This is a genomic window from Sulfurimonas limnophila, assembly GCF_059705345.1.
Window position 1 is genome coordinate 822,630 of sequence record NZ_AP046127.1, and the last position, 15,701, is coordinate 838,330.

Below are 15,701 nucleotides of genomic sequence, written 5' to 3' on the forward strand. Positions count from 1 at the left end.
CAAAGTTAAGGATCCAAACTTGACTAAGGTTTTTTTTAGTTCGAGTTTAAACTCCAAATTGAACTAAGAACTTGATAAAAGAGGAAAAATGAACTTACCAATGAATATAAATGAACTACTCCATGGAAAATCTGTAGAGTGGGAACGATTAGAATTTAAAGCTGGATGGAATCCTGAAGTGATACTTCACTCTATTTGTGCTTTTGCAAACGATTTTCATAATCTTGGCGGTGGGTATATTGTTGTAGGGGTTGAAGAGAAAGATGGTCAGCCTATTTTGCCTCCAAAAGGAATCAATCCTGCAAATGTAGATGCTATCCAAAAAGAGCTTTTAGCTCTTGGTCATAATGCCATCATGCCAAACTATCATCCCATTGTTTTTCCAGTAGAAGTTTTTGAAAAAACTATACTTGTCATTTGGGTGCCAGGGGGGATGACAAGACCTTACAAAGCAAAAGTTGGTTTAGGAAAAGAGCAGAAAAACTATGCTTACTATATTCGCAAAAACTCTAGTTCTGTAGTTGCAAAAGGTACTGATGAATCTGAGCTTTTAAGTTTGGCTGCAACAGTTCCATTTGATGATAGATACAACCAGCGAGCAAAAGTAGAAGATTTAGACAGAGGGCTTATAAAAGAGTTTTTAGAAGAAGTTGGAAGTAGTTTGGCTTTGCAAGTAGATGAACTCTCACTTGAAGAATTAGGGCGTGCTATGCATATAGTAGATGGTCCAAAAGAGGCGGTTTTTCCTTTAAATATTGGGCTTATGATGTTTAATCCTGAACCATGGAAGTTTTTCCCTTACACTCAAATAGATATTGTTTGGTTTGGAGCGCATGGAGCTGGAGGAGATAAGTTTAGTGAAAAAATTTTTAAAGGTCCTATACATAAAATGACCAAAGAGGTACTTGATTTTATAGAAAGAAATTTTATTACTGAAACAGTTATAAAGCATCCAGACCGAGCAGAAGCAACAAGAGTAAAAAATTACCCATTTGCAGCAATAGAAGAAGCTGTTGTCAATGCAGTGTATCATAGAGCTTATGACGAAAGAGAGCCTATTGAGATACGAATATATCAAGATGAGTTACTTATATTGAGCTATCCTGGACCTGATAGGTCTGTCAAACTTGAAACACTTCAAAAGGGTCGTGCTAATTCAAGAAGATATAGAAATAGACGCATTGGTGAATTTTTAAAAGAGCTAAAGATGACAGAAGGTCGTTCAACGGGAATCAATAAAATCATAGATGCCATGGCTAAAAATGGTTCGCCAAAACCAGAGTTTGATTTTGATGAGGAACACTCCTATTTTCAAGTGAAACTGCCTATACATAGAGAAACTTTGGTAGAAAAAGCGACTGAAGAGAACTTAATCCCTCAAGTTGGGACTAAGTTAGGACTAAGTCAAAATCAAGTAGAAATACTAGAACAATGTATTGAACCAAGGACTAGTAAAGAACTTATGGTGTTTTCAAATAGAACAAACAGGACCAAGTATAGGGATCAAGTAATTAAACCTTTACTAGAAAGTGGCTATTTGGAACTGACTATCCCTGATAAACCAACAAGCTCAAATCAAAAATATAGATTAACTTTACTCGGGAAAGAAATTGTAGAGGAAACCAAATGATACCATCGGTCCTTGCATCACAGCTCATTAAAGGCACAAAAGATTTTTTAACAACTACATTTCCAAGTAGTACACCAGCATTCTTTGATATGATGGATAATTTTGTAAATGAAGATGGCAAGCTTTTTAAAGGGCCTTATATTTCCGTGGCACTTCCTTTTAGAAAAGGTGCAGTTGATGTTAACTATTTTCCAGATATTTTGGATGAAAACTTCAAACCCTACTATCATCAAGAGTTGGCTTTTAAACGACTCGGCGGAGATAATCCTAAGCCTACACTTGTGGCAACTGGTACAGGTTCTGGTAAAACAGAGTCTTTTATGTACCCTATACTTGATTATTGTTTTAAAAACAAAGATACAAAAGGTATCAAAGCTATTATAATCTACCCCATGAATGCTCTTGCAACCGACCAAGCTAAAAGATTTGCAAAAACTATTTCACAAACAGCTGCACTAAATGGTTTAAGGGTAGGGCTATATATAGGAAGTCCTGAGCAAAATACAAGTAAGACGATGACAAAAGATTATGTTATAACAGATAAAGATATTTTAGGAGATAACCCGCCAGATATTTTACTTACAAACTATAAGATGCTGGACTTTATGCTCATGCGACCTCGTGATCAAAAAATTTGGAAGTATAACCTTGAGAGTGATATATTAAAGTTTATTGCTGTTGATGAGATACATACATTTGATGGTGCTCAAGGAACAGACTTAGCCTCACTTATGAGAAGACTCAGGGCAAAACTTGGTGTAAAAAAAGGTCATTTGGCATGCATAGGCACATCTGCGACATTAGGCGGTGATGGCACAAAAGAGATACGAGAATTCGCCTCAAATATCTTTAGTGAAGAGTTTGATGAAGATTCCGTAGTACAAGAATATAGAATAACTCCACAAGAGTTTTTTGAAGACTCACAAGAAGATATACTATTTTATCCACAGCCATCTCAACTGCAAGAGCTTGATTTTAGAAACTATAAAAGCATGAGCGATTATATTAAAGCGCAATATGAGTTGTGGTTTAATGAAATTGTAGATGATGTTGATAGTGATAATTTTAAAGTAGAACTTGGAGTAAAACTAAAACAGCTTTACTTTTTTAAACTTCTGCTTCAAACATTAGATGGAAGCATAAAATCAAGAGACTCAATTGTTGATGCTTTTATAAGAAAAATCCCTAGTAAAAGTTCAAATGATTATTTTGAGAACATGGTTAATTCATTGTTGGCTCTTACTTCATGGGCTAAAAATGAAAAAGTTGGTAAAAATTATCCACCTTTTTTATTTGTTAGAGTTCAAGTTTGGTTGAGAGAACTTGCTCGTATGGTAGCCACTCTTGATGAGCAGCCAAAGCTTACATACTCTGATGATTTAAAACCTGATGAATATAAACTTCACTATCCTGTAATCCATTGTCGTGACTGTCATGCAACTGGGTGGGGTGGCGTAAAAAAAGAGGGGAATGGTGAGATTCAAAGTGATTTAGATCTATTTTATCAAGCTTTCTTTAGTCATGATAGTAGAGTGAAATTTATCTTTCCAATTGATGAAAAAGCTCAAAATTTAACTGGGCACATCTACTATATCAGCAGAAATGGAATAGAAATATTTGACAAAGACGATGAACAAAATGGCATAAAAGTGTATGAACCAAATAATATTGATTCTAAAGGAAAAAGCCATAGCAATTGTCCATTTTGTAACTCTAAAAACTCTTTAACTATTTTAGGCTCTCGTGCTGCTAGTCTCACCAGCGTTCTTATAGGACAAAATTTTACAAGTAATTATAATGATGATAAAAAGCTCATTGCTTTTTCAGATAGCGTACAAGATGCAGCTCAAAGAGCAGGTTTTTTTGGAGCAAGAAGCTATCAGTTTACTGTGAGAAGTGCAATGCAACAAGCTCTTGATGCTTATGGTGGCGAGGTTTGTTTAAGTGATTTTAGTGATGTTATCAGTAAATATTGGCAAGAGAAATTTGAAGATGATAAACAATATGCTGCAACTCTTATAGCACCAGACATGGAGTGGCTTAGAGAGTATGACAACTTAGTTAAAACAGATGAACTCAATAATTCAGGAGAGTTGATAGATCTCATTAATAAAAGAATTGATTGGATGGTACATAGTGAATTTGGTTTTAAATCTCATATAGGTAGAACACTAGAGAGAAGTAATACATCTGCTATGTATATTGATGGTTTAGAAAAGATAGTTGATATAACTTTACCAATAGTTCAAAATGAGATAGAGAGCTTAAGAAGCATTACAAAAGATGAGTTGGAAAAATTTATTTTAGGATTTTTAATTTATTTAAAAAATAGTGGTGCAATCTTTAGTTTTCATATTGAGCCATATGTCACAAGTGGTGGTGAAACTTATCAAGTAAATCAGCTATATCCAAGAAATAGATATATGGCAAAGTTTAGTCCAAGTGCAAGAAATCCGAAGTTTTTAACAAATGGTGGATTTAAAGATTTTGAGAAAATATCAAATACTACAAAATCAACCTGGTGTGATAGATGGATAATGCACAACTTTGTAGATAAAAATCCTCTTTTGCCTGATACAGTTATGGTATATAAAATCATTCTAAGTGCTCTTATAAAACAGAAAATTATTATAGAAAAAGATGTTAAAGATAGTCTTGTTTGGGGGCTGAATCCTGAAAAACTTTTTATTAACAATGACACTAAACAACTTCGATGTTTTAAGTGTAATCATATTTTATGTGTAACATCAAAACAGCATGAAAGTGCTAAAGATATGAAATGTTTAAGAAAAGAGTGCAGTGGTTATTATGAAAACTATATGAGTGAAGATAGCTACTATAAATTACTTTACACAAATGGTGATTTGCAAAGAGTTGTAGCTAGAGAACATACTGGACTTTTAGGAAGAAGTGCAAGAGAGAAAGTTGAAAATGATTTTATAAAACGCACATCAATAGAACCATGGAAACCAAATCTGCTTAGTGCTACACCAACGCTGGAGATGGGTATTGATATTGGCGATTTAAGTTCTGTGGTTTTATGCTCGGTTCCACCAAATGGAGCTAACTATTTACAAAGAATAGGTCGAGCCGGCAGAACGGATGGTAATGCATTTAATGCAACTATTGCTAATGCAAGTAATCATGACCTCTATTTTTATGAAGAGCCAAATGCAATCATGCAAGGCAGCATTGATGCTCCAGGTGTGTATATAGATGCTTCTGCAATCCTGCAAAGACAATTTTTGGCGTATTGTATAGATAACTGGGTGAGTAAAAACAATATTACAAATCAAGAATTACCACATAGACTAAGTGCAGTTCTTGTTAATATAGATAAAAATAAAACTGATAAGTTTCCTTATACTTTATTTGACTTTATTCAAGATGGCAAGTCAAATCTGCTTCATTCTTTTTTTGCTTTGTATGAAAATAAACTACAAGAGAATTCGATAAAAAGATTAAAAGAGTTTGTAGAAGGTGAGGATGAAGCAAACAGTTTAGTTTTTTTAATACTTAATAGGCTTGAGCAAATGCTCATCGAACAAAAATCTCTCTCAAGTCAGATAAATGCTTTAAAAAAGAGATTGAAAGAACATGAAAATAAAGAAGCAAAAGATAAAGACCATGAAGATGTTGTAAGAAAAATGCACGCAGAACTAGATGGGCTTAAATCAGTTCTCATACTTTTAAAAAGAAAAAAAACATTTGAATTTTTTGCAGATGAGGGACTTTTGCCAAATTATGCTTTTCCAGAGAGTGGCGTCATATTAAAGTCAGTTATCTATAGAAAAAAAGAGACAAAAGCTGATGAGAGTGGTGGTAGATATGAAACTTATACTTATGAGTATGAAAGAGCTGGCAGCAGCGCTATTAGTGAATTAGCACCAAATAATAGTTTTTATGCAGGCGGACGAAAAGTTACAATCGATCAAATAGATATGAGTAGTGCAGAGCCTGAAACTTGGGTGTTTTGTGATAAATGCTCATACACTCAAAGAATAACAAATGAACATTTAGCAACTTGTCCAAAATGTGGGAGTGAAATGTTTGGTGATGATGGACAAAAAAAAGAGATTTTAAGGATGAGACAAGTTCTTGCTACTAGTGATGATAAAAGTAGCCGTTTAAAAGATGATAAAGATCAAAGAGATATTCTGTTTTTTAATAAGCAGCTGCTTATAAACTTTGAAAAAAAACATATTGAAGATGCATATGCAGTTGTCAGTGATGAAACATCATTTGGATTTGAGTTTATAGAAAAGGTGAATTTTAAAGAGATTAATTTTGGTGAGACTACTTTGATTGGTAATGAGATAAGTATAGCAGGAAAATCAGTTCCACGAAAAGGATTTGTAATATGCCGTACATGTGGAAAAGTTCAATTTGGCAAACCAATAGATGAAAAATTTAAAGGAAATCACTCTTTTACATGTGATGTAGAAGATCAAAAAGAGCCAAAAAACTACTTTGAATCGCTTTATCTTTATAGAGAATTTAATTCTGAAGCTATTAGGCTCATGCTTCCTATCTCATCATTAAATATTGATGAAGAAAAACTTCACTCTCTGATTGCATCATTTCAATTAGGACTTAAAGAGTACTTTAAAGGCTCTGTAGAGCATTTAAGAGTCGGAATATATGACGAGGTAGACTCTAAAGATGAAATGCCTAAGAGGTACCTTATCTTGTATGATACAGTTCCTGGAGGAACTGGTTATCTCAAGCAACTGATGCGAGATGAAAAACCTCTTTTTGAAGTTTTAGAAGTAGCCTTAATAAAACTAAAAAGTTGTCAATGCAATACTAACCATAATAAAGATGGTTGTTATAAATGTATCTACGCTTATAAAAATAATTTTGACAGACCACTTATTTCAAAAAGAAAAGCTATTGAAATTATAGAAAATATTCTTGGTTCAAGAGATAGCATTCAAAAAGTACAAAGTGTAAGTGATGTTAATTCTGATAGTTTAAGCGAAAGTGTATTGGAAGAGTTGTTTTTATCTAAATTAAAAAGTATTAGTACTGCTTGGAAGCAAGTCATAACCTCAAGAGGACATAGTGGGTATCTTTTTGAATTAATTGATAGCGATAAGGAAAAACACTCCTATGAAATAGAACAACAAGTTGAACTCACATCAGCTGATGGAGTTGAAGTTTATTCAAAATCTGATTTTATAATCTATCCTATCAAAAATAAAAATATGAAGCCTATCGTGGTGTTTACTGACGGCTTTGCATATCATGAAGATAGAGTTGCACAAGACAGTGCACAAAGAATGGCTATAGTAAAAAGTGGAAATTTCATAGTTTGGTCTTTAACATGGGAAGATATAGAAGAGTATAGTAAGAAAAAATCAAATTATAGATTTGAAAACTATCTTGGTGAAACATATATCAACAATGATTTATTTAAAAAAATGTATAGAGAGAGTAAAAACTTTTTAAATTTTAGTAGTTTAGAGTTACTTTTTGAACTTTTAAAAAGTAAAGAGCTTAGTATATGGAAAAAGCGAGCAAATACAATAGCTACTTCGATGCTTAAAAGAGCATTCGATATAAATGAGGAAAATTTTTTAATAACTCTTAGTGATGATATGAAAGAAGAAACTATACAAACAGATAAGGCATACTTTGGCGGACAATTTAATAATAGTGAAGTTTCCATCATAGCGTTAACGGTTCACGAACAACTTTTAAATAAAGATTTTGCTAATAATATTTTTATCTTATACATCAAAGATAAACTTGGAAAACTTGAATTTTCATCTTGGGCAGGGGTGCTTAGAATGTATAATTTACTACAGTTCTCAAAAAATAGTTTTTTTACTACTACAAATGGTATCAGCGAATCTTTATATGAAGGGATTGATTTTAGAGATAAAGCAAAAAAATATTCTGACACTGATTGGGGTTTTGTATATGAAGATGTCCAGGATGAAGCTAGAAATTTGGTGAAAATATTATCTCAAAACATTAATTTTCCTATTCCTAGTGTCGGGGAAGAGATTGCTGACAACAAAGGTTCTGTTATTTGCGAAGCAGAGTTATTATGGAGTGAATTTAAAATTGCCGTAATCATTGAAGATGCTATTTTAATAGATGGCTGGGATGTTTTTACAATAAACGATGAAGAAAAAATTATACAAACACTACAACAAAGGATTGATTCATGAGAGTAGCTATATCATCTGATTTTTTTACAGCACTTGCAAAACTACCTAAAGCACAACTCAATAGCACTATAAAATTAGTGGAAAAGTTTAAAAATAATCCTAAATCACCTGGATTAAATTATGAGAAACTTCACTTTTCCGATAATATGCACTCTATAAGAGTTGATGGTGCATATAGATGTATCGTTATGAGTCCTGATAGTGATGATGTCTATATTTTACTATGGGTTGACAAACATGACGAGTCATATGATTGGGCGAAAAAACATAAATGTTTAGTTAATGCTCAAACAGGAAGTTTGCAAATAATCCAATCTGAGTATGAAATTGAAAAAATACCAAAGCTAGAAGATGTAACAAAAGAATCATTTTTTAGTAAGTTCAAAGATAAAGAGCTTTTAAAATTAGGTGTTTCAGATGAACTATTAGAGCATGTCAAAAAAATTGATAGTGAAGATGAACTAGATGATTTTAGAAAATACCTGCCAGAAGATGTTTACGAGGGATTATTCTATCTTTTGGCTGGTGATAGTTTTGAAGATGTATATAACTATTTATATACCTCAAATGAAGATGTAGTCGTTGATACCAATGACTTTATTAAAGCTTTAGATAACGATAGCTCTAAGCGAAGTTTTTATGTAGTGGAAGAAAATGATACAGAACTAATGAATATGCTTAATGCTCCTCTTGAAAAATGGAGAGTATTTTTGCACCCTAGTCAAAGAAAGCTAGTTGAAAAAGATTATAACGGGCCAGTAAGAGTTTTAGGTGGTGCCGGAACAGGTAAAACAATAGTCGCAATGCATAGAGCTAAATATTTAGCAAACAAATTAAGTCTATTTGACACTCGTAAAATTTTATTTACAACATACACAAAAAATCTTGCAATTGATATTTATGAAAATTTGAAAAAGATATGTGATGAAGATACTCTGGCTAAGATTGAAATTAAAAATTTAGATCAATGGGTATATGAATTTTTATCTAAAAATGGTTATAAAAATGAGATAGTTTATGAAACTAAAACTAATAGTTTATGGGAAAATGCTTTAGTCTCTAAATCAGATGAACTTGATTTATCTGATGGCTTTTTCAAAGAGGAGTGGGAAAGAGTTATACAACCAAATTCTGTTAGTACTCTAAATGATTATATCAAAGTACCAAGAGCGGGTAGGGGAACAAGACTAAATCGTACTCAAAGAAAGCTTATATGGGAAGTTTTTGAAGAGTATAGGCTACTTTTATCTTCTAAAAATTATAAAGAACCAAGTGATGCTATGAGAGATGCGAGAGTGTTAATTGCTGATGGCAAAATGAATGAAAAATATTCATCTGTTATTGTTGATGAAGCTCAGGATTTTAGCGCACAATCATTTATGTTATTAAGAGATATTGTAGAGGAGTCTATAAATGATATCTTTTTAGTAGGTGATGCTCATCAAAGAATATATGGACACAAAGTAGTACTTGGTCAATGTGGCATTAAAATAGTTGGAAGAAGTAAAAAATTAAAATTTAACTATAGAACCACAGACGAAATAAGAAAATGGGCTGTATCACTTTTAAAAGGTGAGCAAATAGATGACATGGATAACGGAGTTGATAGCAATAGTGACTACAAATCCCTTTATCACGGGCAAAAGCCTCAAGTAAAGTCGTTTAATAGTTATGAAGAAGAAATTGAATTTATAAATGCATATATTCAAAAGTTAAAAATAGAAGATGCAAATAGCAAAATTTGTATTGTTGCTAGAACGCAAAAAATTGTAGACAGTTATAATACATACTTTACTAATCAAAATATTCCAACTATTAAAATATCAAGAAGTACAAAAGACAACATATCAAACACTGGCATAAGATTAGCGACAATGCACAGAGTAAAAGGGCTTGACTTTGACCATGTGATAATTGCCAGCATGAATGATGGCGTTGTTCCTTTAGAAATATCAGAAAAATCTGATGAAAAACAAATAGAGGATGAAAAACTTTTAAAGGAAAAGTCTTTAGTATTTGTTGCAGCTACTAGGGCTAAAAAATCATTGCTTATTACATCTTATGGAGATAAATCTAGATTGTTGTAGTTCGATACATAAATGATTCTAAAAATGCTCCTAATATTATAAAGCAAGAATGTCAAAAAATATTAACTTTGGCGTGTGTCCGGATGAGAGCGGCGGGAGGACTCAAGTTCGTTATCCATATTTTTGCGGGATTATATTAAACTCTATAAGTCTTATATTTTAATTATAAATTTAAGCTTTGATGAATGTACTAATAATCACAAACATTACTATATCCAGACATAAAGCTGTCAAAACACTTCTCTATACTTCTTCTATAACTATTTTATAGGAGCTTACAATGCCAAAACAAACATTCCAATATACTACAAACTATCAGCCAACCGACTTCATGGAAGCAGAACTAGTTGATAAAACAACTTTGTGGATATTGCGTATTATTCTAAAGGCTCGTGGATACAGAGAGTTTTTGGATGAAAAGGGCAGTTTTGACTATAACTCCAAAGAACTTTGCTTTTTTCTAGGTTTAGAAAAATATGCTGCTATGGATGCAGAAAAGTACACTAGTGTTGAAGTGCTTGATATCTTGTCTAAAAAACTTAGTGTATTGGAGAAGCGCAAGAAGTTTGGTTCTTTGGCAGTTCTTGATAGAAATATTAAGCGTATAGCTAAACTCGCAGGTCTTAATAGTGCCGAGGAGAGGGTGCTTGAATTTAGCGTGCTAATAAAACGCTATGAAATACTTGATAAAGCCATAAGATTTCTTGGCAATGAACTAAACTCTCTGCAAACAAAGCGTCTTTTGAGCACTATTTTGGATTTAAAAAAAGAAGAGATTGATGCTATGTTTGCATCTGATTCAAAGTTTTCAAAATCATCTTTATTGGTTTTAGACAAAAGAAGCAATAGCTCACTTGACAGAAAATTAGATCTGCTCAGTAATGAGTTTTGCGACAATCTTTTATCGCTTGATGAAGATGTTGAGAGCTTAATCCAAGATGTAGTAAAGCCTTGCCAAAAGAGTGATTTGGATGTTCAAAATTATCAGCATATCAAACTTGATTTGGAGTTAATGCTCTCGCACTTAGAATATGCTCTAACAACTAAACAAAAAGGAGTAAATATCCTTTTATATGGACTTCCCGGAACTGGAAAAACAGAACTTGCAAAAGTCGCTGCACAAAAACTTCAAGCAAAAATTTACGAAGTAAGTTATACAGATAGTGAAGAAGAGTCTAGTGATGGAAATCAGCGCCTAAAAGCCTACAAAAGCGCACAGGCACTCTTGAGTAATGAGAATACAGTGCTGATGTATGATGAAGCCGAAGATATTTTTGAGAGTAGTGGTGGCTCTTTTTTTGCACCGCCGCAAAGACAAAAAGACAAAGCGTGGATAAATCGCATACTAGAGTCCAATACTATTCCTACGATTTGGATTACAAACAATATTGATAGTGTAGATAACGCCATCGTCAGACGTTTTGATATGAGCATAGAGGTTCCCATCCCTCCTAAAAAAACAAGAGTTGAGATTATTAAAAAATATAGCGAAAATATTTTAGATGAAAAAACACTCCAGATGCTGGCGGCAAATGAAAATATCTCTCCTGCGGTCATCTCAAGCGCGACAAAGGTAGTGAGCAGTTTGCAAAATGCTAATCAAGTGGAGGCATTTACGCGCCTGCTTAACAACACGCTAAAAGCGCAAGGGTATAATGAAATCGCTAAAAATAACGGTGTATTGCTTCCAAGCAACTACAACCCAGCATTTATCAACACCACAACGGACCTAAATGCACTGGCATCTGGCATAAAAGAGAGCAAAAATGCGCGTCTTTGTCTCTACGGACCTGCTGGAACAGGCAAAAGTGCTTTTGGCAAATATATAGCAGAGGTCATAGAACAGCCTATTCTTTTAAAAAAAGGAAGCGACTTGATATCTAAATGGGTTGGTCAAACCGAACAAAACATAGCAAGAGCATTCCAAGAGGCAAAAGAAGAAAAAGCAGTGCTTATTTTTGATGAAGTAGATACTTTTTTAGCCGATAGAGAGAGTGCAAAAGCAAGCTGGGAGATAACGCAGGTTAATGAGATGCTTGTACAGATGGAAAACTTTGATGGGGTATTTATCGCCACTACAAACCTGATGGACAATCTCGACCGTGCTAGCCTAAGACGCTTTGACCTAAAACTTGAGTTTGGGTATCTGCAACCAAAACAGGCGTGGGAGATATTTTGTTCCTACGCAAAAGAGCTGGGATTTACCAAACCTCATATAAGCCTTCAAAACCAAATAGGTTATTTGCACTATCTCACTCCAGGTGACTTTGCGGCGGTGATGCGTCAAAACAGATTTAGACCGATAAAAGATGTGGGAAGTTTTGTAGAAAGGCTTAAAGAAGAGGTTGCTGTTAAAAATACGGTTGGGAAGAAGATGGGGTTTTTGTAGGATGGAGAGTAAAACCAGACATAAAGTTGTCGCATGTATAAAGTAGACTATCATTAAAATATAAAGGATAGTTTATGGAAAGAAGAAACTTTTTTAAATTTGTTGTTGTAATATATGGACTGTTTGGCATAAGTGCAAATGCTAAAGAAGCCAAGCAAGTTAAGCACATAAATTCATCAACAATGGATAAATTATGTATTATTGGAATTGGTGGAGGAGGCACTAATATTGTAAAAGAGATATTAAAACTAGATAAAACACATATACCCATCTATCTTAACAGTGACTATGACTTACTTAATCAAAAAAAGTCTAAACATCAGATTATGTTGGGTTGGAAAGAAAAATCAGGGTTAGGTTGTGGGGGCAACGCGGAATATGGAAAAAGTCTAGTAAATAATGACATAAAAAACAAACTTAACGAACTGACCAAATCCATGGAGACAATTTATGTCATATCGTCGCTAGGAGGTGGGGTGGGAAGTGGAGTCACTCCAGAAATAGTAGAGCATCTAAAAACCTTGAATAAAAAAGTCATAGCGTTTGTAACCATTCCTTTTAGTTTTGAAGGAAAGAAACGAATGGCTGTTGCAAATAATTCAATGATAAAAATAAAAGAATATTCAGATGCTCTCGTTATTTTTAATAACGATTCTTTACTTAGCGATGCTAAAGGCAGAGGTGTCAAAGATACTTTTAAACTAACATCGAGCATGTTTTATAGAATGATGAAGTCTTAAAAGATGAATGAAGAAGATATATTAAACGAGATTATCAACAATCCGTTTATAACAGAAGAAGGGGATGAACTATATCTAACGGACAAAGATTTTATGATTTACGCTTGCAAAAATCATGGTTGGGTATTTGAATATGCAGGCGTAGAACTAAAAGCTGATAAAGAGTTTTTGCTTGAAATTATGCAACACTCTTCTTTATGCTTTCGATGGATAAATAGAGTATTAAAAAGAGATAGACGATTTGTGCTTAAAGCAGTAAAAATAAATGGTTTGATTTTAAAATACACTCTCAAAAAATCAAAAATGGATAGAGAGATTGTACTTGAAGCAGTTAAAGAAAATGGCAATGCTTTACCGTTCGCTCATAAAAATTTTTTCTCTGATAAGGAAATCGTTCTAGAGGCGGTAAAAAATACTATTAGTTCTTCCTACTACTCAGATAAAGCATCCTGTTCAAGCGTCACAGGTTCATATGTAAAGTATTTTCAATCGTTAGGTGTAGCTTGTGAAAAGTTGAGAGCTGATAGAGATGTCGTGTTGGAAGCTGTAAAAAGTGATGCTTGCGCTTTAGAATATGCCAGTCATGCATTAAGAGATGATATAGAGATTGTGTTTGAAGCGGTCAAGAAAGATGGCAGCGCCTTGGAATATGCGAGTGATAGAATAAAGGCTAATAAAGAGATTGTATTTGAAGCAGTGCAAAACGACATGTACTCTTTAATGCACGCAAGTATAGCATTGTTGCTGGATAAAGAGTTTATTTTTAAAGTAAGTGAAACAATTGGGATTGCTGTAGAGTTTCTAAGTAGTGGGTCCATAGAAGATTTAAATGATGCAGAGACTATGCTTGAATCAGTGAAAAACAGCGCTACTGCTATATACACTACTAGCAAAGAGTTGAAAGGTGATAAGGCATTTATGCTCATGGCGGTCATAAACGACGCTTGCTCGTTAAAATACGCAAGCGAGTACATGAGAGCTGACAAGGAAATTGTATTGGCAGCTGTATCTAACAATGGTATTGTTTTGCAATACGCTAGCAAAGCATTGAAGGCGGATAAAGAAGTAGTAATAAAAGCTGTCAAAAACAATGGACTAGCTTTACAATATGCAAGTGAAACATTACGGGCTGACAAAAATATTATCGATATAGCCGTTAAAAATAATATATTTGCAAAACGATTTATTTTTGGTATGTCACCTATACTAGCAAAAAATAAAATATTTTAGCTACAATGAAAAAAAACTTTAAGGAATTCTATAAATGCAATCAAAGTTAGAAAAATTTTATGCTGAGGGCTTAAAAGAATTTAATGATGTAAATGAAAGTACTGAAAAGCCAACAAATCCTTTGATGTTATCAATCCCAGAAGATTATGATAAAAAACTTAAAATAATGCTTTTTGGACAAGAGACAAATGATTGGAGAGGTTTGTATAGTGAAAAAATAAGTGTAGAAAATAATATATCAGGATATTGTCGTTTTTGGATTGATAAGGAAAGTGATTTTTCATATAAAGGTCCATTGATGCAAACTTTTAATAAATTTCAAAAAGACATAGATATGGATAAAACTTCATGTATTTGGAATAATATTATTAAAATTGGTAAACATAGTAAAAGTGGAACACCTTCTTCGGCCTTGATTCAGAAACAAAAATTTTGGTTTGGAATTGTTAACAAAGAGGTTGCTTTATTAAAACCTAATGTAATGATTTTTTTTACAGGTCCTAACTACGACAAATATATAGAAAAGATATTTGGAAAATTTGACCAGGAAGAAGTTATAGGGCAAAAAACAAGGAAAATCTCCAAATTAATTTTCCACTATGATAAAAATATAGTTGCCTACAGAACTTATCACCCAGGATATTTAAGGCGAAGTGCTTTAGGGAAAGAATATTTGAGCTATCTTAAACAAGTGATTGCGGATATATCTATATAATTACCAGACATGAAGCAGTCCATACAAATTACCATACTACTAAATAAATTTAGGAGTTTAAAATGGATAAAAATAAATGAAAATATTCCACACTACTGATTTACATTTCAATAAACATTGGTTTGATTGGATAGCTAATCAACAAAACAGCTATGATATTTTTTGTATTACCGGTGATTTTTTGGAAAGCTCAAAAGAAGAAATTTTAGGTGAGCAAATAGAGTGGATAACAGAGTGGATGAAAAATTTTCAAAAACCTCTTTTTGTGTGCAGTGGTAATCACGACATAGAGGAGCTTGATAATGAAGATTGGCTATCAAAAATCTCCAATGTTTATAGTGACAATACTATCAAAACAATAAATGGCATTAAGTTTGGATGTGTACCTTATATAGCGCCTGATTTTATAGATTTTGATGAATGTGAAGTTATTTTGTGTCATTTACCACCGGCATTGTCAAAAACTGCTTTGCACTGCACAACAAAAGCCGATTGGGGAGACAAAGAGATTACAAAACTCCTTCAAAAAGAGATATTAAGACCAAAAGTGCTTCTGTGCGGACATATGCATCACCCGCATGCAACAACAGATAGGATAAAAAATACCATTATCTATAATCCCGGGGTTGATAAGACAAAAACAGTTCCTCTTCATCATATTATAGAAATTTGAGTAAACTTAACCAGACATAAAGCTGTCCATATAAACTATTATACTTCTAAATAAACTT

At 33.2% G+C, this 15,701-nt stretch carries 8 protein-coding genes; all 8 read left to right on the forward strand.

The annotated features are described in order from the left end of the window. The first annotated feature begins 88 nt into the window (after window positions 1-88). Window positions 89-1,630 carry an RNA/DNA-binding domain-containing protein gene (locus AC6H33_RS04375; protein WP_497605738.1) on the forward strand — a complete coding sequence of 514 codons (1,542 nt, stop codon included), beginning with the start codon at window positions 89-91 and terminating at the stop codon, window positions 1,628-1,630. Continuing rightward, complete coding sequence (locus tag AC6H33_RS04380) at window positions 1,627-7,809, forward strand: DEAD/DEAH box helicase (RefSeq protein ID WP_497605739.1); 6,183 nt, start codon at window positions 1,627-1,629, stop codon at window positions 7,807-7,809. Before AC6H33_RS04375 ends, AC6H33_RS04380 begins: the two co-directional genes overlap by 4 nt. Continuing rightward, entirely contained in the window at window positions 7,806-9,896 is a 2,091-nt protein-coding gene (locus tag AC6H33_RS04385; RefSeq protein ID WP_497605740.1) for a UvrD-helicase domain-containing protein, read from the forward strand. The genes AC6H33_RS04380 and AC6H33_RS04385 overlap by 4 nt, the downstream gene beginning before the upstream one ends. A 280-nt stretch (window positions 9,897-10,176) precedes the next feature. Continuing rightward, on the forward strand, window positions 10,177-12,285 hold the full coding sequence (locus AC6H33_RS04390) for an AAA family ATPase (protein ID WP_497605741.1): 2,109 nt from the start codon (window positions 10,177-10,179) through the stop codon (window positions 12,283-12,285). 74 nt (window positions 12,286-12,359) lie between these two features. Further along, complete coding sequence (locus tag AC6H33_RS04395; RefSeq protein WP_497605742.1) at window positions 12,360-13,025, forward strand: hypothetical protein; 666 nt, start codon at window positions 12,360-12,362, stop codon at window positions 13,023-13,025. Between the two features lie 3 nt (window positions 13,026-13,028). Continuing rightward, complete coding sequence (locus AC6H33_RS04400; protein ID WP_497605743.1) at window positions 13,029-14,255, forward strand: DUF4116 domain-containing protein; 1,227 nt, start codon at window positions 13,029-13,031, stop codon at window positions 14,253-14,255. 34 nt (window positions 14,256-14,289) lie between these two features. After that, complete coding sequence (locus AC6H33_RS04405) at window positions 14,290-14,970, forward strand: hypothetical protein (RefSeq protein WP_497605744.1); 681 nt, start codon at window positions 14,290-14,292, stop codon at window positions 14,968-14,970. A gap of 76 nt (window positions 14,971-15,046) precedes the next feature. Beyond that, window positions 15,047-15,643, forward strand: a complete 597-nt coding sequence (locus tag AC6H33_RS04410) for a metallophosphoesterase family protein (protein ID WP_497605745.1) — start codon at window positions 15,047-15,049, stop codon at window positions 15,641-15,643. Window positions 15,644-15,701: the final 58 nt, after the last annotated feature.